Origin of the sequence: Actinospica robiniae DSM 44927 (assembly GCF_000504285.1) — a bacterium.
In the GTDB taxonomy this organism is placed as follows: domain Bacteria; phylum Actinomycetota; class Actinomycetes; order Streptomycetales; family Catenulisporaceae; genus Actinospica; species Actinospica robiniae.
Genome location: NZ_KI632511.1, coordinates 528,380 through 547,659 on the forward strand (window position 1 = coordinate 528,380; position 19,280 = coordinate 547,659).

The following is a 19,280-nucleotide window of genomic DNA, read 5'->3' on the forward strand; positions in this document are numbered from 1 at the left end:
GAGGGTATGAGCGCCCTCGTATACGCGGCGGAGAAGCGGAACTAGCTCTTCTTGGTGCACTCCCACTGGAGCGGGCCGCCCATCCAGACGCAGCAGCACTCGTACGTACCCACGACCTCGCAGTAGCCGTCCGGGACCGGGGCGCAGTAGCCGCTCGGCAGAGCGGCGGCCTCGGTGTGCGGAACGACTGCCTTGACCACGCGGTCCGCGATTCGGCCGATCATGCTCATGGCAACCTCCTTCATGTCTCGTATGACCGCTCCCTGGCAGGGAGCTGATTTCGACGTTAGGCGGGCGATGTACTTCTTCGATATAGGACCGGTCGCACGTCACGCCCGGGTCCTGTATCGGAAATGTGCGGACGCTCCCTACCCTCAGCGCCATGACACTCGTCGGCCGGAGCGGCCTCCCGACGGTGGCCGCGATCGTCTGCGTGGCCGCGGCGGGGGCGTGGGCGCGGCGCAGGCTGCTGGTGGTGACGGTGTCGGGCGAGAGCATGCTCCCGACCCTGGCCGAGGGGGACCGCTTCCTCGCCCGGCGGGGCACCGGGAGGCTGGCGGTCGGCGATATCGTGGTGATCGAGCCCGGTGACCTGGCACCGCTGATCGGTCGCGGACTGATGGTGAAGCGGGTCGCGGCGCTCGCCGGCGATCCGGTGCCCGTGCGCCTGCACGGCACCCGCGGGGAGTTCGACCCGTCGGCGCGGGTGCCCGAGGGGGAGATGATCGTACTCGGCGACGGCGTGCGCAGCTTCGACTCACGCAACTACGGATTCTTCGATCGGCAGGGCGCCGTCGCCGTGCTGTTCGCCCGCATGCCGCGTCGGCCGGGTGTCGCGCGGCAGGCCCGCTTTCGGCTCCGATCCAAGCTCGAGGGAGAGCACTGATGTTCCGGCTCGTCAGGTCGCAGCTGCGGCGGCAGAAGGGGCGCTCGGCGGCGATGGCGCTGGCGCTGCTGGCGTCGGTGGCGGCGTACACCGTGCTGTCGGCGACGACGATCCACCAGCGCACCGACCTGGTGGGGATGGTCGAGCAGAACGACCGTGGCGCCTACGACCTGCTCGTACGGGCGGCCGGCTCGCAGACGTCGATCGAGGCGAAGGAGGACCTGGTCTCCCCCGAGTCGCTCACCGCGCTCAGCGAGGGCATCACGCTCGCGCAGTGGCACCAGATCGAGTCCATCCCCGGCATCTACGCGGCGGCGCCCGTCGCAGTGGTCGGATACGAGGTGCCGATGCTGAGCATCCCGATCGACCTGTCGAAGTACGTGCGGTCGGGGAGTTCGGGCGAGGTGCTCGCGGTCGACGCGACACAGATCTCCGAGAACGGGCTGACGAAGGTACCGGCCGGCCCGACCGTCTACCTCTACGTGACGAACAAGCCGCTCAAGGGCGTCGACGGCAACGCCGAGACCGAGACCGGCGTCTCCCTGTGCAGCGCCCCGACGGCGGCCTTCACCCCGGACCACCCTCCACTCCTGGCGGACCTCGCGTGCGGATCGACGAACACCGTCGATACGTACAACCCGAAGGGAGATCAGGCCGTGGAGTCCTTCGGCTCGACCTCGGGACAGGCGCTGCCCACCGGGATGATCGACATCACGTGGATGTTCCCCGTCCTGGTCGAGGCCGTCGACCCGGTCCAGGAGGCCAGGCTCTCCGGGCTGAGCCGGGCACTCGTGTCCGGAAGCTACCTCGGCGAATCCCAGCAGCCGGTGGACAACGACGTGACCGGTGCGACCACCGCGATACCGAGCGGGGTCAACAGCCAGCCGTTCGCGGGATCCGTGCCCCCGCTCGACAAGCAGCAGTTCCTCTGGACGAACGTGCCCGCGCTGATCGCGAAGAACTCCGCGATGCAGGAGCAGTTGGCGCTCACCGTCTCCCGGTTGCCGCAGCAGGCCGCCGACGCCGTGGCGGCCGGGGAGGACACCGGGCGGCTGCTGAACGTGTTCAAGGGGCTGCACGGCACGCCGCTGCCGGCCGCCGGACAGACGATCAGCGCGCAGCAGGGCTATGACATGCTGGTGAAGGCGCTCAGCACCGATTCCATCTTCACGCCGCCCAGCGAGCCGAATGCGGGTCGGGAGCTTCAGTCGTACTTCACCGCCTCGCCCGTCACCTTCACGCCGTCGGCGGTGACGGGTGGCGACAAGACGGGGGTGGCCGCGGGCACGGTCTCGAACGGCTTCGGGGGCGACCTGAATCCGGTCATGTCGGCGATCCTGGGCCTCGGCACGAACGGCCAGGACCTCGGCGACCTGCCGGACACCTCGGTGCGGGGCATGACGGGCCACTCCCAGACCGAGATCGGCCCGGGCCAGCAGGTCGCCTTCGACATCCAGGGCACGTTCGACTCCTCGAAGCTCCCGAGCGCGTCGACGAGCCTGGGATCGGTGCCGATGCAGACCTATTCCTCCCAGTCGGCGCAGGGTGCTGATCCCGCTTCCAGCGCGGCGCTCGGCGGGCAGGCGTTGGAACCGAACGGGAACGTGGCCGGCCTGCTCTCCACCGCCCCCTCGATCATCACGACGCTCTCCTCCCTCTCGACGCTGGAGGACACCGGGAACTACCAGACGAGCGGTGCCTACAACACCGGCATCGACCCGGACGCGCCGATCAGCGCGATCCGGGTGCGGCTCACCGGCGACCTGGGCATCGACGCCGCCTCGAAGGCGCGGCTCGAGAACGTCGCCGAGGAGATCCACCAGCGCACGGGGCTCCAGGTCGACGTGACGATGGGCTCCTCGCCGCAGCCCGTCGCCGTCACCGACCCGGCGGGCAACTACGGCCGGCCGCAACTGCTGCTCAGCGAGCTGTGGACGCGCAAGGGCGTCGCGGCCCTCGTCGTCGCGGCGGCCGATGAGAAGTCGCTCATCCTCTCCTGGCTGATGCTCGCGGTCTGCGTGGTCTTCGCCGCCTCGGCGACCGACGCCGCGGTGCGCGGCAGACGCAGCGAACTCGCCGTCCTCGCCTGCGTGGGCTGGCGGGCGCGGCGGCTGTTCGCGCTGATCCTGAGCGAGGTGGTGTTCGTCGGGCTCGCGGCGGGAGCCGGCGGCTGCTGCGTCGCGCTCGGCGCCGAGGCGGTCAGCGGGCTGCCGCTCGGCCCCGGCCGCGCGCTGCTCGCGATCCCGGGTACCGCCCTGCTCGCCGCGCTGGCCGGACTCCGGCCGGCGGTGCGGGCCGCGCGCTCGCATCCCGGCAGCGCCGTCGCGCCTGCGGTGGCCGCGCCGCGAGCCCGCGCACGCGGCGTCAACAGCCTGCGATCTCTCGCCTTCGCCGCAGCCCGGCGCTCGCCCGGGCGCACCGTCACCGCGGCGCTCGCCCTCGCGGTGGGCACCGGTACGGTGGTCGCCCTCGCCGGCATCCAAGGCGCCTTCCACGGCACGGTCACGGGAACGCTCCTGGGCAACGCGGCCGTGGTGCAGATACACGCCTCCGACTACGCCGCCGCGGCTGTGACGATGCTGCTGGGCGCGGCGTCCGTCGCCGACGTGATCTACACCGGCATCCGCGAGCGCGCGGGCGAATTCGCGCTCCTGCAGGCGGTCGGCTGGCCGGATCGCGCTCTCAGCCGCCTCGTGCTGTGCGAGGCCGCGCTCGTGTGCTGGCTCGGGGCGGGCCTCGGGGCCCTGAGCGCCGCCGCCGTGCTCGGCGTGATCTCCGGGGGTCTGTCCGGCACCCTGCTCGCCTGGACGCTCGGCACGGCGCTCGTTGCCGGCGCCCTCGCACTCGGCTGTGCCTTCCTCCCGGCGCGCACCCTCGGCCGGCTCACGCCGTCCGCGCTCCTGGCAGAGTGAGAAGTCCGGGGCAGGGGCCCGTTCCTTCATGAGTAGGTTCCCGCGCTCACTCACCCTTACCAGCGGCGCTGCCTCACGCCACTACGCTGCAGGCGTGCGCATCTAGCCCACGCACGGCGTCGGCTGCGACGGCATGCCACTGCCGCACGCGATCGGCGAGATGTCTGGCCGCGTCTCGGCCGGCCGTGAGGCGTGGGACACTGCGTTTCGTGCGTGATCGGTTGGAAGTGCCGGGCGGGCTGTGGCTTCGCCGTTGGTCGGAACGGGATGCCCGGGCGGTCGCGAGCGCGTTCGCGGATCCTCTGATGCGCGGGCAGTCTGCTGAGCCGCCGGTATCGCAGGAGGCTGCGGAACGTTGGCTCGTTGATCAGGACGAGCGCTGGCGTCAGGGTTCTTCGTTCTCCTTCGCGATCGCCGACCGGCAGGACGTCGCGGTCGGCAACGTGGCCGTGGGCGCGATCGATCGGCGTCACGCGACCGGGTGGGTCTCGTACTGGATCACCCCGGCGGTTCGGGGGACCGGTGCCGCCTCGCGCGCTTGCAGGGTTCTGGCACGTTGGGCTTTCGACGAGGCCGGTCTGTTCCGGCTGGAGCTCGGCCATCGGGTCAATAATCCCGCTTCCTGTGCGGTGGCCAGGGCTGCCGGTTTCGCGGTCGAAGGGCTTGAACGGCAGAAGTTGGAGTATGACGGCGTGCGCTACGACGTCGAGCTGCACGCGCGCCTGGCCACCGACGCGGATCCCGATCACCCCGCCGGTTGAGCAGGTGCGGCCGGCGGTAGCCGACTTCCGCGCGCTCATCGGCTCACCACGCCTTACTGCTCGGCGGCAGGTCGTCACGACGCTCGCCGAGCTCGGCAATCGCCCACACACAGCACCCGAAGCGCGCGTCAAAGCAGCGCTCATTCACTGCCGGGCGCAGTTCCGCCTCGGCCGCGCCCGGCCCCGGCGACGGAACAGATCCACTGACCCCCGGCACGTCGAACTCCCGCCCCCGGCGGATGCCGGAGAGACGGGAGTTCGACGTCTGACGCCTTTGATGCTCAGTGGTTGACCTGGAACCAGGGCTCGGTCCATCCCAGGTACGTCTTACCCCAGGCGCTCTTGACCGCCGCGATCGTGGTCACGGTGAAGGTGCCGTTGCCGCCGATGTCGGTGGACACGAACTTGCCGCCGCCGATGGAGATCATGACGTGGCCGTCGCCTCCGCCGAAGAACGCGAGTCCGCCTGCAGGCACGGAGGTCTCGCCGGCGTGCTTGTACTTCGCCGGGACGGCGAGCCAGTGGTCGTACGCGGTGTTCGACCCGGAGTTGGCGAAGCCGTAGGCCAGAGCCATCACGTGATCGCACATGCCGAAGTAGCTCGCGTTGTACGCCGTCGACTCGTGCGCCTTGGCCCACGCCACCGCCTGGGCGCAGGTGTTCGGGTCGCCGAGGCCTGAGATCGAGCAGGTCGGCGCGGTCGTTCCACTGCACAGCGGAGCGACCAGGCCGTCGGAGCCGGTGTAGACGTAAGTGTCGGTGATGTAGCCGGTGGAGATCTTGTCCCAGATGTCGCTGGTGCCGTACTTGCCGGTGACCGTGTCGCCGTAGGTCTGACAGGAGATCGTGACGCCGGCACCGTTCGCCACCGACGCCACGACTGCGGCGGACGTGTGCGGGCCGGAGTGCACGTTCACCGACTCCCCGGAGTCGGTGTGCACCGTGCCGGATGCAGCCAGCGCCGTTCCGGCGGCGGCGAGGACGAGCGTGGTGACGCTCGCCCCGACCGCGAGGACGCGGCTGGACCTGACGCCGATGTGCCGCATGGCGGAGAGCTTCATGGGAACCTCCGTTGGGTGGGTGAGGCACGGGTCGTGCCCGGACCGACCATCCCAAGCCCCGCTAACATCCGGCTTTCACGTCGCTAACATCCAGGCTTCGGCCAGGTGGCCGGGGTTGGTCAGAATCCTGTTTCAGCTCCGCCGGGGGCAGGAAGGCCTCGGGCTGGCGGCGAAGATCGGGCCTCGACCGGCCAACAGGTGAGCGCCGTCGCACCCGACGCCCCAGTCGCACGTCAGGAATTTGAAGTCGGACGAGTGCCGTCAGCCGGCAACGCAGGTACTGCCGTTAAGGGTGAAGGTGGGTGGCGGTGTGGTGTTGCCGGTGTGGTTGGCCTGGAATCCGAAGCTGGCGCTGCCGCCGGGCGCGAGCGAGGCGTTGTAGCTCAGGTTGGTGGCGCTGACCGTGCCGCTGGACGGGGTGATCGTGGCGTTCCACACGTTGGTCACGGTCTGTCCGGACGCCAGGGTGAAGGTCAGTTTCCAGCCGTTGACGGTGCTGCTGCCGGTGTTCGTGACGGTGATGTTCTCGGTCAGGCCGGTGTTCCAGGCGTCGATCGTGTCAGAGACCTTGCATGCCCCGGCCGGGCCGGTGCCCGATGCGGATGCAGACGGCGATGCGGGTGCGGATGCTGGTGCCGACGCGGAGGTGGATGCGGATGCCGACGGGCTCGAACTCGCCTGCGCGGGGTTGCCGATGCTACCGGGTACGGTGAGCAGCGCCTTGTACCAGGTCGCGGCCATCTTGTCGTAGCCGGCCGCCGTGGGGTGGATGCCGTCGGTCAGGTCGGAGGTGGTCAACGCGTCGTACATGTCGACCAGGTGCACGTGCTTGCCCGCAGCGTCCTTGCTTGCCACGATGCCGGGGATGGCGGCGTTGAAGGTTTGCACCTGGGCGTTGTAGCTGCTCAACGGAGTGATCTGCGCGACGAACACCTCCGCGCTCGGCAGGGTGGTGGTGATGTGGTCGATGAGCGTGGACAGCCGGCTCGGGGCGTTGGCGACGTCGTAGTTCTGCAGGATGTCGTTGGTCCCGATGTGCAGCAGGATCGTGTGCGGCTGGGTGGAGTTGAGCCAGCCGACGATGTCCGCGTCGATCTGGTCGATCCGCCAGCCGATGAGTCCTTCGTCGTAGTTGGAGCACGCGATGGCCGGGCCGCTGGCGAGCGATCCGACGAACTGGACGTTGTATCCGCCGGTCTGGAGGCGCTGGCACAGGCCGGTGCGGTATCCGCCCGCCGTGGTGTATCCGTCGGTGATCGAGTCGCCGAGCGGCATGACCTTGACCGGGTCGGTGGAGGCGGCGCTCGCGGTGCTCGAGCGTGTCGCGGCTCCCGTCATGGCGAGCGCGACGGCCAGCGCCGGGGCGAGCGCGGCCGCGATCCATCGTCTCTGCCTGTTCGTCTGCATGTGTGTTCTCGATCCTGTCTCAGTGTCCTGGGAGTCAGTGGCCGTAGCCAGCTGCGTTCGACGATGTTCGCGGCTGCCGAACCGGGCGTTGCCGCCGAGGATGGCCAGTTGGTTCGGGCCGCCGTGCCGGCGAAATTTCCGGTCGCGACGGCCGTGCGACTTCGTGGAGAGAGCACGAAAGCCTCCAGTGTGAGCGCTAACACGAGCCCTCGCGGTGGATGGCCACGGCGAACTGTCCCGGGTGCGCGCTCCGGGCGGTATCGCCGCGAACGGAGAGCGCGGCCCTCGGACGACGACGTGGGCACCGTATAAATCCGCACTGGCACCCGCAATGCCGATCCCCGACCGCTCGAACCCGCTCCGAGATCGCTACGACGGGCGATCTGCGGCGCACGGCTGTTCAGCAGCGCCGCCTCAGGCGCCGACGCGTGGGCGCGGCTGTCGGCGATGTGAGAGTGCAGGTGAAAATTTCGTCGGAGGCCATCCGTTGGGCTGGCGGGCGGTGGCCTCGCAGACGTGGGCGGGGAACCAGGTAGCGGTATGGTCGGCGATGCTGCGCCGGCCTGCGCTCTGGCGGGTGCGGCGTTCCTGCTGGAGTTGGCGTTCCCGGCGGCGCCAGGCACTTTCGGCCTCATGGCGCACGCTGAAGGTCCCGGCGGACTTCTCGGTCGCACGGTCGTTGTGGTAAGCGGTGTAGCGCTCGCAGTGTCCTGCGTCGGTACGGGTCTTGACGGCTCATCGACCTTGACAAGCACCTGGACCCGATGATCGACGCCCTGCGGGCTCTGCCGAAGAAGATCGGCGATCCGATCCTGCGGGCGTGACCCTGCAAAGAAGACCTGACGGACCTGCTCGCTCTACACGGCACGAAAACAGCGACTACGCGCCCGGGCCGCCACCACACCCCGCGCCCGAGGCCGCCACCTCACGACCCGAACCAGCGGACGCCACAGCCAACCCCGAAAAATCTCAACTCCCTGACGGAACCATAGTTCGAAGGGCGCAAAACCTCTCGAACAGCGTTTGCAGCGGACGGTAGGATCCGATGACGCGGAGCATCCGAGGATCGCGCGGTCTCCCACGACGCAGCGTCATCGTTCAGAGGATCACCAGCAGATCGAGGCGGCGGATGCACAAGCACGTCATGACAGCCGAGTCGGCATTGTCAGTGATCGCGGAGCTTGACTCTCACGAAGTACGAGCCTGCATCGGTGGCGGATGGGCCGTTGACGCGTTGATGGGCATGCAGACGCGCGAGCATTCCGACCTCGACCTCTGGCTTCCAGCAGCTGACCTCGATCCCTTGATCGCCGCCTTTTCGCAGCTCGGCATCGACCGAGTGCTCCCCTGGGGCGGTGACCGGCCATGGAACTTCGTGCTGCACGACGGTGAGAACCTCCGGGTCGATCTTCACTTGTACGAGGAACTCGCCGACGGAGCCGTTCACTACGGCAGCGTGTTGGACGCATACCGCTTCACCATGGCCGACCTCGGTGGCGAAGGCCAGATCCTCGACAAGGTCGTGCGCTGTGAGACCCCTGAATGGTCACTGCGATGCCACGCTGGGTACACGCCACGTGCTATTGACTTCTCTGATGTGACACACCTTTGCGCCCGGTTCGGGTTCCCTCTGCCCGAACCTTTTCGCACCAGCTAGCCCAATGGTGAGCACCGCCAAATCCGATGAGCCGTCTTGACGTGGCCTTCGGCAGTCGTCCTTCTCGCGTCTGCAAGGAGAGAATCAATTGGCTTCGGTATGGAGGCGTAGGCCGTATGTTCGAGCTGTCCCGCCCATCGTGTCGGAGAGGCGCGTGGCGACTTCGTCGCCATGAGGGCGATCGAATTCCGGGCACGGCGAATCGCCGGCGACACAAAAGGCCCCAGTCCAATAGACTGGGGACAGTTACCTGCGATTACTCGGCGCGACGGCCGACCGACGACAGCGCGCGCATCTGCTCCCATGTGCTGGGAGCACACCACCCACTGCATTGCGCTTGCTGTCCGGTAGCGATGACCTGCGCAGCCTACGACGCAAGCGACGGCCATGGACGGAGACCGGTGCGGTTCACTGGGAATGGACGGCGTCATGGGCTCGGCCCTGTTCGGTGAGGTGAGCCAGTGCCGCCAGGTGCTTTTCGAACGCGGTCCGGCCCTTGGGGGTCAGCGAAAGCCAGGTGCGCGGACGGCGGCCGACGTGCCCCTTGCGGATTCTCACGTAGCCCAGCTCCTCCTGGGCGGTGGCGGTCCTGGACAGGGTGGAGGCGCTCATGTCGCAGTTCTCTACGATGGCACCGAATTCTGATTCTGCGCACCCGGCCAGGAATGCGGCGAGTTTGAGCTTCGGCATGGTGGCGAACGCCTCGTCGAGACCGCAGGGCTCGGCCTTGGCGGGCTCGGGCGCGGCGCTCACCGGTTGCGCCGGGCGAGCCGGCCGTAGCCGGCTGTCGCGCCGAGTGCGACGCCGGCGTAGACCAGGGCCCAGCCTGTGCGTCCGGTGACTGCCCAGATGGTGGCGTAGCCGGCCACGGCGGCCAGGGTGAGCCAGAGCCATTTCCAGCGCTGCCTGACGGTGGCGCCCTGCGCGGGATCCGGGATGACGCCGTTGCGTCGCCAGTGGAAAGACAGGCCCGCGAACAGTGCGATCTGGATGAGGAGAAGCGTGAGCCCGCTCGCACCGAGTATCGCTCTGCCGCTTCCGTGGCCGACGAGATCTGAAGCGCCGAGCAGGGCGAGTCCGGCCGAGGTGAGCAGGGCGGCAGTCACGGAGAACCACGTGGGGACGCGGTGGGAGCTCGCGGCCTGGCGGGTGGTCAGGGCGGTGTCCAGGGCGAGCCGCCTGTCGAGGTTGTCGCTCATACTTGCACTCTAGCATCTACTTTCCACTTGGAAAGTAGATGCTCGGATGACACTCACGCCGTCGGGTGCTGATGCTGTGCCACCCGGGGCCCCGCCACCGCGGCCGCCGCGACCCACTCGCCCGCGTGATCGCTATGTGCTTCAAAGGCAGCACGGCGCTCTCCGGCCCGGACGTTGCGCGAGAAACCGGCGGCGTGGCACGAGTACATCGATGTGAAGGCGCCCGTATGGATCTTCGCCATGCTTGCGCTGGCCGGCTTGGCCGGGGGTGCCTGTATGGTTCTCGTCAAGCTGTGCGGGCGTTTGTGCTTCTGGTCCCGTTCGGGGCAGTCACCCAGGGTTGAGCCGCTCGGGTCTCCTGAAGAGGTCGCGGCACGGGTTCGCGAGATCGAGCCGGGGGCGGAGCTGTCGGGTCCGTCTCATGGCTGGATCCGGTCCTCGGCGTGGTCGATCGAGCTGGCTATCGGCTCGGATGATCCGGTCGAGTGGATCAGGCTGTTCGTCCGCGGTAGCGGCGATGACGTGGTGGGGCGCATCATGCGTCTGGCCGGTGCGCTCGGCTGCGTGGTCTTCGATGACGGCGAGCTCGAGTCCGTCTGGGATGCGGAGGATGTGAGGCTCTGGCACGCCTATCAGCGGGTGTGCGAGGAGGAGGACGCTTCGCACGCTGGTTGACGCCGCCGCTCCTGCGACCGGGGCGTCAGGCTGGCGCTTGGTACAGGACCCCGATTCTGATCGGAGCGTAGCGGAACAGGGCGCGTTTGAGTGCCCTGTTTCCGCGCATGGAGGGTGTCTCGCCCTTGATGGAGGTGCCGGAGCGGCGGGCGACGGCGGCCAGGCATCTGCCCAGCGCTTGGAGTTAGCCGGTCTGCTGATCGTGGTCCATTGTTGCAAGGCAAAGTCGTCGCAGGCGTGAAGCTGTACCGCCGTGCCATCGGCGTCCGTGTTCGTCAGTCCGCTGCGTCCGATCGGGGGATTCCGCGGTTCCGCCCGGCGCGTCGAAGAGAACAGTGCTGGACGAGACCGGGCTGAATATTCCATAAATGTCCTCACATGGATGGCGCGGTTCATCCCGCGCCGGGAACCCGTGCGCCCGACCCGAGCCTCGTGCCGGGTCCTGCGCCCGGGCGTTATGGCAAGTCGCACCCACCTTGACCGCATTCCATGGAGGACGGATCCATCATGACCGAGCGTTCCCGGCGCAGTTTCCTGAAGTCCGCGACCATCACGGGAGCGGTGGCGGGCGCCGCGCTGCTGCCGGCCGGCGCGGCCGACGCCGCGGCGATCCCCCAGTCCCGCCCCGAGCCCGGCCAGGGCCACGAGTACGAGCCCCTGGCCGGCCCGGCTGCGGCCCACCCGGTGGTGGCGTATGTGAAGAACGCCGCGACCGGGGAGATCGTCGTGATGTCCGGCGAGCACGAGGTGGTCCATAAGGACCCGAAGCTCGCCGCCCGCCTCACGCGGCTCGCCGCCCAAGCCCCCGCTGCCTGATCACGCTGCCTGATCACGCTGCGCCTTTTCGGAAGCACCCCCCCACCCACGGCCCGATGATTCACGGAGTCTGCACACGCCATGTCCTCGCACAGGGAAGCACCCGAGATCTCCACCGACCCGGTGGCGGACAACACGGATCTCTACGCGTTCGTCAGCCCCGACCGCCCCGACACCGTCACGCTGATCGCGAACTTCCTGCCGTTGGAGGATCCCGCGGGCGGCCCGAACTTCTTCGAGTTCGCCGACGACGTGCTCTACGAGATCCACGTCGACAACGACGGCGACGGCTACGCCGACATCAGCTACCAGTTCCGCTTCACCACCACGGTCAGCGACCCGAACACGTTCCTTTACAACACGGGTCAGATCACCTCGCTCGACAGTCCCAACTGGAACCGGCGCCAGTTCGCCGGTGTGACGCGGGTCGAGCACGGCTCGCACGAGACGAAGGTGCTCGGCGAGAACCTCGCGTGCCCGCCGTGCAACATCGGTCCGCTCTCGACGCCTGACTACGGGCGGCTCGCGGCCGAGGCGGTGCACCGGCTGCGCGGCGGCTACACCGTGTTCACCGGCCAGCGCGCGGAGGGCTTCTACGTCGACCTCGGGGCGATCTTCGACCTCGCCGACCTGCGGCCGTTCCAGAATCTGCATGTGGGCTCGACGATGCCGGCCAGCGGCGGGATCAACGCCACCAAGGCGAAGAACGTGCACAGTATCGCGCTGCAGGTGCCGCGGGACGAACTGGCCCGCGGCGGGCGCTGCCCGAGCGACGTGACCGACCCGCACGCGGTCATCGGCGTCTGGTCCACGGCGAGCCGGCAGCGTTCGCGCGTCTACGACGACGACGGCTCGGTGACCAATTCGGGCCCCTGGGTGCAGGTCTCCCGCCTCGGCAACCCGCTGATCAACGAGGTGATCATCCCGATCGGGCAGAAGGACCGCTGGAACAGCCAGCGCCCGGCCGACGACAAGCAGTTCGTCTCGCACTACTCGAACCCTGAGCTCTCCGGGCTGCTGACGCCGCTCTACCCGGGCGTCTTCCCGAACCTCGAGACGCTCGACACGTCCGGCAAGCCGCGCACCGACATCATCGCGATCCTGCTGACCGGCCTGCCTGCCGGCATCGTGCCGGGGTTCCAGAACTTCACCGGTCCGACGCAGGCCGACCTGCTGCGTCTGAACATGGCGATCCCGCCGACCCGCCACAAGCCGAGCAACCTCGGCCTGCTCGGTATGGACCCGGCCGGGTTCCCCAACGGCCGCCGCGTCTTCGACGACGTGACCACGATCGAGCTGCGCGCTCTGGCCGGCCTGACCTACGCTCTGGTCGACAAGACGTTCACCCCGGACGCCGCGGCGGGCGAGATCACGCAGGGCCTGACGTCCAGCAACACGGACGTGACGGCCGAGAACACGGTGCACTACCTGCCCTGCTTCCCGTACCTCGGAACGCCGCACTCCGGGTTCTTCAACCCGGACAACAACGATCCGGCGCCGGACCTCAGCCAGACCCCGGCGGGCGCGCCTGGCACCGGCGACGGCGCGACAGAGGCCGGAGTCGACAAGAAGACGCTGGTCGGCGGCGCTGCCGCGCTCGGGTCGGCCGCCGCGATCGCCGCCGTGGCGCATCAGCGCGCAGGCCGTCACACCGAGGCCGACACCGCGGCGGCTACGGGCATCGGTTCGGCCGCTTTCGACGTGGACAAGGGCTGACACCTGCTGGATGGTCAGTCATCGACCATCCCGATCCGTACGGCCGGCCGCTTCCCCGGACGCGGCCGGCCGTACGGATCAGGCTCGAGAATCGGAGCGCGACGCATGAGATGTCACGGCAGCCGTCTGCTCCGTCCCTCGAGCGGTCTCGTGCTCGGTCTGCTCTCCGCGCTGCTGGCCGTCGGGGGCTCTGGCGCCATCGCTTATGCGCTGGTTTCTGCCCCGACGCCGCCCGTGCAGCCCACAGCCGCGCAGGCCGGAACGCTCCATCCGGCTGCCCGCTCCGCGCGCCCGAATCCGACCGCGTCGCTGCGGACCTTGCCGGCGTCGCCGCCGACCCGGCTGCGCATCCCCTCAATCGGCGTGGACGCGGTCATCGACACGCTCGGCTTGAACCCAGACCGCACCGTCGAGGTCCCCGGCAAACCGAACGATGCCGGCTGGTACGACGGCTCGGCCATGCCCGGCCAGGTCGGCGCGTCCGTCCTGCTCGGCCACGTCGACTTCGTCAGCACCGGCCCAGCGGTCTTCTACCGGCTCGGGGAACTCGAGCCGGGAGCCGAGATCCTCGTCACGCTCGAAGACGGATCGACTGCCACGTTCACCACCGACGCCGTGCGCGAGTTCCCCAAAAGCGACTTCCCGACGGACGAGGTGTACGGCCCCACCGACGGCACCGCCCAACTGCGACTGATCACGTGCGGCAGCTGGGACTCAGCCGAACACAAGTACGTCGGTAACACCATCGCCTTCGCGACCCTGCGCCCACCCGGAGCTCAGGGCGTGAAAGCCGCGGCTTCGCGCCCGGCAGCGGGCCCACGTCCTCGCTGAGGGCGGCGCCTTCCGCTTTGACCGACCGACCCCAAGGAGAGGAACGATGTTCCTGCGCGCATTCGAAGGCTGGCACATCCTCATCATCCTGGGGCTGGCCGTGGTGCTGTTCGGTGCGCGCAAGCTGCCCGACTCGGCCCGTTCGATCGGCCAGTCCCTGCGGATCTTCAAGTCCGAGATGAAGGCCGCCGGCCAAGACGGCGAGGCGGATCCCGCCGCCCCCGCGCCGATCCTGAGCTCGGCGCGTGAGGGCGGTCAAGCGGACCACACCCAGGAACCGTCCAGCCGACCGAACCCGAACACCTCACGTGAATGAGACCTCGAACCCGCCGCGAGCGCGCGCCGTTCCGCCGCCCGGGAGACCGCGTACCCCGGATCGAAGTGCGGCCACATCCCCGCACCTCTCCGCATCCCGCGCACCACGCAGAACCACGAAGGAGCGAACGATCGTGAACCACGACCATGATCACGACCACCGTTACGGGCCCTCGCCGAGTGCCAGCGTCGTCTTGAATCTCGGCGAGGACATCGGGGCCCTGATCATCGAGGCCGATGAATCCCTGCACGGCGTCGAGATCGAGATCAGCCGCCTGCCGCGCGACGACGAGGCTGTCCTCCCGCCGCGCACGCACTCCATCGTGCGCCAGCGTCTGACCCGTCCCGTGCCCACCTACGATGCCGTCTATCCCGATCTGAATGAGGGCACTTACACGATCTGGAGCGATCCGCACACCCCGCGGGCCACGGTCGAGATCCGCGGCGGCGCCATCACCCGGCACCAGTACTCCGCCGGGTAGGCGCGACCAGCACGCATCGCACCGGAGCGGAGTTCAGCTCATGGAGGTCTTGGCCATCTCTTCGCAGCTAGGGGCTTGATCGGCTGTTTGAGGGATCCCGGGCCGTTTCGACTACGCGTACGGCAACCGGTGCGTCGTCATCGGGCCCTCGTTCGCTTTCGTCGGAAAGGATTTCGGTCGCATAGCGCGGTGCCGGATCGATCGCCCGCTGCCGAAGCGGGCCATCTGGACCTGCGCAAGCCGCAGCGTTCCGTGGGAGAACAGCAGGCGATCGGGCATACTGCCGCCCAAGAACGTTTCTGCCGGCGTCATCGGCGGCGATTGTTCGTGCTCTGTCTCAGAGTTCTCAACATCATGGTATCGGGTGTGCCTGGATTGCTATGATCGCGGTCATGACGGTTCGTTTGCAGGACGGCAGTGCCGGAGACGCGAACTACGAGGCGATCGGTGTCGGCTACACCGGCTACCGTCAACCGGACCCGCGCATCGCGCAGGCGATCGCCGGGGCGCTCGGGGACGTGCGGAGCGTGCTGAATGTCGGGGCGGGAGCGGGCTCGTACGAAGCGGCCGCGTACGAGATCACGGCGGTCGAGCCGTCCGCGTCGATGCGGGCGCAGCGCCCGGCGCATCTGGTCGAGGCGATCGACGCGGTCGCCGAGGATCTGCCGTTCGACGACGACTTCTTCGACGCGTCGATGGCCACGTTCAGCGTCCACCAGTGGGGTGATCTGGCCGCGGGGCTGGGCGAGATGCGGCGGGTGACCCGCGGACCGGTCCTTGTGCTCACCTGCGACCCGGACTTGGTGCGCGATTTCTGGCTCTACCGCTACGCCCCGCTCGTCCTGGACACCGAGGCCCGCCGCTACCCGTCGATCGCGAGGATCGCCGAATTGCTCGGCGGCACGGCCACGGTGACCTACGTGCAGATCCCGCTCGACTGCACCGACGGATTCAACGAGGCCTACTACGGCCGCCCCGAGATGCTCTTGGATCCGGGCGCCCGCAGGGCCAACTCGGCGTGGAGTTTCGTGCCGGAGCCCGTCGCCGCCGCGTACACCGAGCACCTCGCCCGCGATCTCGGCGACGGCAGCTGGGACGCTCACTACGGCGCCCTGCGCACGCAGCCGGAGTGTCAGGGCTCGCTCGTCCTGATCCGCGGCATCCGCGACTGAACAGGTGCGCAGGCCGCGCTCTGGTCGGTGGAGGCCAGAACCGGAACAGACCGCGCGTCCAGGTGCCCTCGCGTCCCAGCGGGAGGACGCCGTGGACCCCCGCCGGACCGGGACGATTTTCTCTGCGGGCCGAGATGGGGTAGGGCAGCTCGATCCTGACCACACGACAGCAGGGCCCTACACCGACCGCGAGGGCCTCGTTCGCCGCACCCAGATTCCCGCACCCGTCCTCGAATACCTCACAGCCGAGAACTCCGGCCGGCACGGGGGTGTGCTGGAGGCGGAAGAGGCGTTGGTGGACTGCGTCATCAGTAGTCTGCCCAATGACTTCAGTGCCGCCCGACATGATCGGCTTAGGGCCGTTGTGGATTACCGCTGGGGTCGTGCCAGCTGGACGTGAGCGCGATGTCGCGGACTGCGGCGCGGGTCTTGGGCGGGCCGAGGGTGGGCCGGCCGGCGATCTCGTGCAGGGCGCAATTGTCCTTGGTGATACCCGGTTCATTCCGGCCGACCGGCCGACCGGCCGCGCCGGGCTCGGCCGGGCGTGCGGCGCCTCACCCGTGCGCCGGTGAGCGATCGCGTGGGCTTTGCCCGGGCTCTTACGCTCGCCTCGTGACCAGCCAGGATTGGATTCTCACCCTCGTCGTGATCACGGCGCTGGGTTTCGACTTCACCAACGGCTTCCACGACACCGGCAACGCGATGGCGACGTCCATCGTGACCGGCGCGCTCCCGCCGCGCATCGCCGTCGGCCTGTCCGCGTTGCTCAACCTCGTCGGGGCGTTCCTTTCCCTCGAGGTCGCCGCGACCATCGCCAGCGGTCTGGTGTCCACCACGGCGGTCACCCTCACCGTGGTCATCGCCGCACTGGTCGGCGCGATCCTGTGGAACCTCGCCACCTGGTTCCTGGGCATCCCCGCGAGTTCGTCGCACGCGCTGATCGGCGGGGTGATCGGTGCGACGATGGCCGCGGCGGGATCGCACGCGGTCAAGTGGCAGGGGCTGGTCTCGAAGGTCATCGTCCCGGCGGTGCTCGCCCCGATCGTGGCCGGCCTGGTCGCCGGCATCGGCACCTACCTGGTGCACCGGGTTCTGCGCGGTCTCGATCCGCGCGGCACCGACCGCGGGTTCCGGCTCGGACAGATCGGGTCGGCGTCCATGGTCTCGCTCGCGCACGGCACCAACGACGCGCAGAAGACCATGGGCGTGATCACCCTCGCACTGATCGCCGACCACAACGTGGCCGCGAACGCCAAGGCACCGACCTGGGTCATCGTCAGCTGCGGGCTGGCCATCGCACTGGGTACTTACGTGGGCGGCTGGCGGGTCATCCGGGCGCTGGGCAAAGGCCTGGTCGAGATCGAGCCGCCGCAGGGCATGTCCGCGGAGTCCGCCTCCGCCTCGGTCATCCTGCTCTCCACCCACTTCGGCTACTCCCTGTCGACCACGCACGTGGCCACCGGATCGATCCTCGGCTCGGGCGCGGGCAAGCAGGGTGCCGAGGTGCGCTGGCACGTCGCGCGCCGGATGGCGATCGCCTGGGTGATCACACTGCCGGCCGCCGGGCTGGCCGGCGCCCTGGCCTTCTGGGTGGCGAACGGGATCGGCGGGACGGGCGGGCCGGTGCTCGTCTTCATGCTCCTGGTGCTCGCCTCGGTCGGCATCTACGCCGCCTCGCGCCATCCGGCCGTCACCCCGGAGAACGTCAACGCCGCGTGGACCGGCTCGCTTCACCCCGACCCGCAGCCTACGGCCGCCGGCCAGGGCTCGAGTGAAGGAGCCGGCGCGTGAACAGCTGGATCAATCTCAATGCCCTGTGGAAGATCGTGGTATGGGGCCTCGTGCTCGGGGGCGGACTGCCCGCGCTCTTCGCCGTCGGCCTGCGGCTCTGGCTCGAGCACGGCTCCGCGCCCGCGGGCGGCGCGACCACTGCCGCACCCAGCCGGGGCGCGCAAGCCATCGCGCTGATCTGCTTCGCCGTCATCCTCGCAGCGATCGGCTGGGGTATCTACGTCATCGTCTCGGGCACCTGAGCCGATACCCGCTCGAACCGCGTGTCGTACTATCCCGTTTGCCCCGGACCTGCGTCACCGGACCTGTTGTCCTGTTCGGCCACCATGTACTGCGCGTACCAAACGGGCCACTCCGGATCTTCATGCCCGATCTCCTGCTCGTGGCGACCGTGCGCCTCGGCCGCCCGGATCAGTGCCGCGGTCAGTTCGTCCGCAGACTCGTAGGTCGTCGGCACGATGATCACACCCTTCCGGGCCCTCGGGCGGGGCCCAGGTCAATATCCTCAGGTCAACCCATGCACATCGCATCCGTGCAGCCGTCATCCATGGCCCGTGCGCAGGCCGTGGGGGCGAGGAAGTGCGCCATTCGGGGGAAACCGGGCATGAACCGGAAACCGGCAGGCCATCTGCGTCGATCCGGCCGCAATCCGGCCTGCCTTGCCCGGCTGTCCCGGCGCCGGTGGCGACGGGCTCGGCCCGGAGTGACACTTGCTGGACAGGTGAGGACCAGCGGACGACACCGCCGCTCTGCATGGAGGAGTCCATGGCCGAGTTCCATTTCACCGAGACGACGAGCGCGACGCCCGAAGAATTCGTTGCCGCCCTGACCGATTTCGGCCCGGGACGCGAGGAGGTGTTCGGAAAGAGCGACGAAAAGTACCTGCACGTGTACTCGACGGGCCCCACCTCCGCAGACGTCAAGGAGGGCTCCAGCGGCTTCTGGGAGCGGCTGCAGTACGACTGGAGCGACCCCCGGCGCGTGACGATGAAGACCGTCGACTCCAACACGTGGGGCGGCCACTCGGGCCACGTCTACGCCTTCACCCCGCAACCCGACGGCACCACCCGGCTGGATGTCGATGTAGTCCGCGAGGGCAAGAACGTGAAGGGAAAGTTCACGGCACTGATGCTCGGCAGCGTTGGCAGAAGCGTCCTGGAGAAGCCCCTGAAGAGCACCATCAAGGCCGTTGAAGATCGCAACAACCGCCCTCACGTTCAGCAGTCCGCGAGCTGAGCTCCCGGCTTTTGCCGCTGAGCGGAAGTCACCGGCGGAACCCGGCCACCGCGGCGCCGAGGCCGAGTTCGAGGTCGCCGGGCTCCTGAAGGCCTCGGCCGACGAGGTACTCCAGACGCTCACGGGATGCGGGCCCGGCCACGGACCTTGGCGACGGTGATCGCCGGGACCCGGGCCAGTTTGTGCAGCAGCATGCCCAGCGAGGCGTCTCCCGGGCCGCCGGCCTTGGCCGCCCCCGCCGTGTACTGCTGAACCGCGGTGAGGTCGACGTGCGCGGAGAAGAAGTCGGGTGAGGCGCTGTCGAGGACGACCACGCGCACGTCGTCCGGGTCGGAGTGGTGGGCCATGTCTCCTCCAGTTCGC

The 19,280-nt window shown here is 68.8% G+C and carries 22 protein-coding genes; 14 read left to right on the plus strand and 8 right to left on the minus strand.

What is annotated here, in order from left to right; genetic code table 11:
• Positions 1-41: 41 nt before the first annotated feature.
• Positions 42-230, minus strand: coding sequence for a hypothetical protein (locus tag ACTRO_RS02230; RefSeq protein WP_034260791.1), 189 nt, complete (start codon positions 228-230; stop codon positions 42-44).
• A gap of 152 nt (positions 231-382) precedes the next feature.
• On the opposite strand from ACTRO_RS02230, the gene ACTRO_RS02235 reads away from it, so the two are divergent.
• The 3 genes from ACTRO_RS02235 to ACTRO_RS02245 all read left to right on the plus strand — a co-directional run bounded on the left by ACTRO_RS02235 (position 383) and on the right by ACTRO_RS02245 (position 4,559).
• The gene (locus ACTRO_RS02235) at positions 383-886 is read left to right on the plus strand and encodes a S26 family signal peptidase (RefSeq protein ID WP_051450178.1); all 504 of its coding nucleotides are present in this window, start codon (positions 383-385) and stop codon (positions 884-886) included.
• Entirely contained in the window at positions 886-3,798 is a 2,913-nt protein-coding gene (locus ACTRO_RS02240; protein WP_034260793.1) for an FtsX-like permease family protein, read from the plus strand. The genes ACTRO_RS02235 and ACTRO_RS02240 overlap by 1 nt, the downstream gene beginning before the upstream one ends.
• 209 nt (positions 3,799-4,007) lie before the next feature.
• A complete protein-coding gene (locus ACTRO_RS02245; protein WP_051450179.1) occupies positions 4,008-4,559 on the plus strand; it encodes a GNAT family N-acetyltransferase in 552 nt (183 codons plus the stop codon).
• Positions 4,560-4,840: 281 nt separating this feature from the next.
• Here the strand turns inward: ACTRO_RS02245 and ACTRO_RS02250 are convergent, their stop codons facing one another.
• Both ACTRO_RS02250 and ACTRO_RS49385 read right to left on the minus strand, forming a co-directional pair.
• A complete protein-coding gene (locus ACTRO_RS02250; RefSeq protein WP_211244055.1) occupies positions 4,841-5,620 on the minus strand; it encodes a hypothetical protein in 780 nt (259 codons plus the stop codon).
• 261 nt (positions 5,621-5,881) lie between these two features.
• Positions 5,882-7,027 (minus strand): cellulose binding domain-containing protein, encoded by a 1,146-nt coding sequence (locus tag ACTRO_RS49385; protein WP_084315897.1) that lies wholly within the window; start codon positions 7,025-7,027, stop codon positions 5,882-5,884.
• Positions 7,028-8,156: 1,129 nt separating this feature from the next.
• Here ACTRO_RS49385 and ACTRO_RS02260 point away from each other — a divergent pair.
• Complete coding sequence (locus tag ACTRO_RS02260; RefSeq protein WP_034260797.1) at positions 8,157-8,684, plus strand: nucleotidyltransferase domain-containing protein; 528 nt, start codon at positions 8,157-8,159, stop codon at positions 8,682-8,684.
• 408 nt (positions 8,685-9,092) lie between these two features.
• Here the strand turns inward: ACTRO_RS02260 and ACTRO_RS02265 are convergent, their stop codons facing one another.
• Together ACTRO_RS02265 and ACTRO_RS02270 are read right to left on the minus strand one after the other, a co-directional pair.
• On the minus strand, positions 9,093-9,437 hold the full coding sequence (locus tag ACTRO_RS02265) for a transcriptional regulator (RefSeq protein WP_211244056.1): 345 nt from the start codon (positions 9,435-9,437) through the stop codon (positions 9,093-9,095).
• Entirely contained in the window at positions 9,434-9,883 is a 450-nt protein-coding gene (locus ACTRO_RS02270; RefSeq protein WP_034260799.1) for a hypothetical protein, read from the minus strand. The genes ACTRO_RS02265 and ACTRO_RS02270 overlap by 4 nt, the downstream gene beginning before the upstream one ends.
• Before the next feature lie 174 nt (positions 9,884-10,057).
• Here ACTRO_RS02270 and ACTRO_RS02275 point away from each other — a divergent pair, with 174 nt between their 5' ends.
• The 6 genes from ACTRO_RS02275 to ACTRO_RS02300 all read left to right on the plus strand — a co-directional run bounded on the left by ACTRO_RS02275 (position 10,058) and on the right by ACTRO_RS02300 (position 14,718).
• The gene (locus ACTRO_RS02275) at positions 10,058-10,558 is read left to right on the plus strand and encodes a hypothetical protein (protein WP_157435656.1); all 501 of its coding nucleotides are present in this window, start codon (positions 10,058-10,060) and stop codon (positions 10,556-10,558) included.
• A 507-nt stretch (positions 10,559-11,065) separates the two neighbouring features.
• Positions 11,066-11,374 (plus strand): twin-arginine translocation signal domain-containing protein, encoded by a 309-nt coding sequence (locus tag ACTRO_RS02280; protein WP_169739794.1) that lies wholly within the window; start codon positions 11,066-11,068, stop codon positions 11,372-11,374.
• A gap of 81 nt (positions 11,375-11,455) precedes the next feature.
• The gene (locus ACTRO_RS02285) at positions 11,456-13,090 is read left to right on the plus strand and encodes a DUF4331 domain-containing protein (RefSeq protein ID WP_063627912.1); all 1,635 of its coding nucleotides are present in this window, start codon (positions 11,456-11,458) and stop codon (positions 13,088-13,090) included.
• A gap of 105 nt (positions 13,091-13,195) precedes the next feature.
• The gene (locus ACTRO_RS02290; RefSeq protein WP_084315898.1) at positions 13,196-13,921 is read left to right on the plus strand and encodes a class F sortase; all 726 of its coding nucleotides are present in this window, start codon (positions 13,196-13,198) and stop codon (positions 13,919-13,921) included.
• Positions 13,922-13,967: 46 nt separating this feature from the next.
• Entirely contained in the window at positions 13,968-14,237 is a 270-nt protein-coding gene (gene tatA / locus ACTRO_RS02295) for a Sec-independent protein translocase subunit TatA (protein ID WP_034260803.1), read from the plus strand.
• Positions 14,238-14,370: 133 nt separating this feature from the next.
• Positions 14,371-14,718: a hypothetical protein gene (locus ACTRO_RS02300; RefSeq protein ID WP_034260805.1), complete on the plus strand. Its 348-nt coding sequence runs from the start codon at positions 14,371-14,373 to the stop codon at positions 14,716-14,718.
• Between the two features lie 111 nt (positions 14,719-14,829).
• Here ACTRO_RS02300 and ACTRO_RS02305 read toward each other — a convergent pair whose 3' ends face one another.
• Positions 14,830-15,030, minus strand: a complete 201-nt coding sequence (locus ACTRO_RS02305; protein ID WP_034260807.1) for a hypothetical protein — start codon at positions 15,028-15,030, stop codon at positions 14,830-14,832.
• An 80-nt stretch (positions 15,031-15,110) separates the two neighbouring features.
• Here ACTRO_RS02305 and ACTRO_RS02310 point away from each other — a divergent pair, with 80 nt between their 5' ends.
• The 3 genes from ACTRO_RS02310 (at position 15,111) to ACTRO_RS02320 (ending at position 17,923) form a co-directional block, all read left to right on the plus strand.
• The gene (locus tag ACTRO_RS02310; protein WP_157435657.1) at positions 15,111-15,890 is read left to right on the plus strand and encodes a class I SAM-dependent methyltransferase; all 780 of its coding nucleotides are present in this window, start codon (positions 15,111-15,113) and stop codon (positions 15,888-15,890) included.
• 612 nt (positions 15,891-16,502) lie between these two features.
• The gene (locus ACTRO_RS02315; protein WP_034260811.1) at positions 16,503-17,681 is read left to right on the plus strand and encodes an inorganic phosphate transporter; all 1,179 of its coding nucleotides are present in this window, start codon (positions 16,503-16,505) and stop codon (positions 17,679-17,681) included.
• On the plus strand, positions 17,678-17,923 hold the full coding sequence (locus ACTRO_RS02320; protein WP_034260813.1) for a hypothetical protein: 246 nt from the start codon (positions 17,678-17,680) through the stop codon (positions 17,921-17,923). The genes ACTRO_RS02315 and ACTRO_RS02320 overlap by 4 nt, the downstream gene beginning before the upstream one ends.
• A 29-nt stretch (positions 17,924-17,952) precedes the next feature.
• Here the strand turns inward: ACTRO_RS02320 and ACTRO_RS02325 are convergent, their stop codons facing one another.
• Entirely contained in the window at positions 17,953-18,138 is a 186-nt protein-coding gene (locus ACTRO_RS02325; protein WP_211244057.1) for a hypothetical protein, read from the minus strand.
• A 308-nt stretch (positions 18,139-18,446) separates the two neighbouring features.
• Between ACTRO_RS02325 and ACTRO_RS02330 the strand changes: the two genes are divergently transcribed.
• Positions 18,447-18,917, plus strand: coding sequence for a hypothetical protein (locus ACTRO_RS02330; protein WP_034272697.1), 471 nt, complete (start codon positions 18,447-18,449; stop codon positions 18,915-18,917).
• Positions 18,918-19,036: 119 nt separating this feature from the next.
• Here ACTRO_RS02330 and ACTRO_RS02335 read toward each other — a convergent pair whose 3' ends face one another.
• Positions 19,037-19,264 (minus strand): Clp protease/crotonase-like domain-containing protein, encoded by a 228-nt coding sequence (locus ACTRO_RS02335; protein WP_034260817.1) that lies wholly within the window; start codon positions 19,262-19,264, stop codon positions 19,037-19,039.
• Positions 19,265-19,280: the final 16 nt, after the last annotated feature.

Bases quoted from the DNA above. Each gene is read 5' to 3' on its own strand.
- ACTRO_RS02230 (WP_034260791.1), bottom strand. From the start codon at position 230: ATGAGCATGATCGGCCGAATCGCGGACCGCGTGGTCAAGGCAGTCGTT.
- ACTRO_RS02235 (WP_051450178.1), top strand. From the start codon at position 383: ATGACACTCGTCGGCCGGAGCGGCCTCCCGACGGTGGCCGCGATCGTC.
- ACTRO_RS02240 (WP_034260793.1), top strand. From the start codon at position 886: ATGTTCCGGCTCGTCAGGTCGCAGCTGCGGCGGCAGAAGGGGCGCTCG.
- ACTRO_RS02250 (WP_211244055.1), bottom strand. From the start codon at position 5,620: ATGAAGCTCTCCGCCATGCGGCACATCGGCGTCAGGTCCAGCCGCGTC.
- ACTRO_RS49385 (WP_084315897.1), bottom strand. From the start codon at position 7,027: ATGCAGACGAACAGGCAGAGACGATGGATCGCGGCCGCGCTCGCCCCG.
- ACTRO_RS02260 (WP_034260797.1), top strand. From the start codon at position 8,157: ATGCACAAGCACGTCATGACAGCCGAGTCGGCATTGTCAGTGATCGCG.
- ACTRO_RS02270 (WP_034260799.1), bottom strand. From the start codon at position 9,883: ATGAGCGACAACCTCGACAGGCGGCTCGCCCTGGACACCGCCCTGACC.
- ACTRO_RS02280 (WP_169739794.1), top strand. From the start codon at position 11,066: ATGACCGAGCGTTCCCGGCGCAGTTTCCTGAAGTCCGCGACCATCACG.
- ACTRO_RS02285 (WP_063627912.1), top strand. From the start codon at position 11,456: ATGTCCTCGCACAGGGAAGCACCCGAGATCTCCACCGACCCGGTGGCG.
- ACTRO_RS02290 (WP_084315898.1), top strand. From the start codon at position 13,196: ATGAGATGTCACGGCAGCCGTCTGCTCCGTCCCTCGAGCGGTCTCGTG.
- tatA (WP_034260803.1), top strand. From the start codon at position 13,968: ATGTTCCTGCGCGCATTCGAAGGCTGGCACATCCTCATCATCCTGGGG.
- ACTRO_RS02305 (WP_034260807.1), bottom strand. From the start codon at position 15,030: ATGACGCCGGCAGAAACGTTCTTGGGCGGCAGTATGCCCGATCGCCTG.
- ACTRO_RS02310 (WP_157435657.1), top strand. From the start codon at position 15,111: ATGACGGTTCGTTTGCAGGACGGCAGTGCCGGAGACGCGAACTACGAG.
- ACTRO_RS02330 (WP_034272697.1), top strand. From the start codon at position 18,447: ATGGCCGAGTTCCATTTCACCGAGACGACGAGCGCGACGCCCGAAGAA.
- ACTRO_RS02335 (WP_034260817.1), bottom strand. From the start codon at position 19,264: ATGGCCCACCACTCCGACCCGGACGACGTGCGCGTGGTCGTCCTCGAC.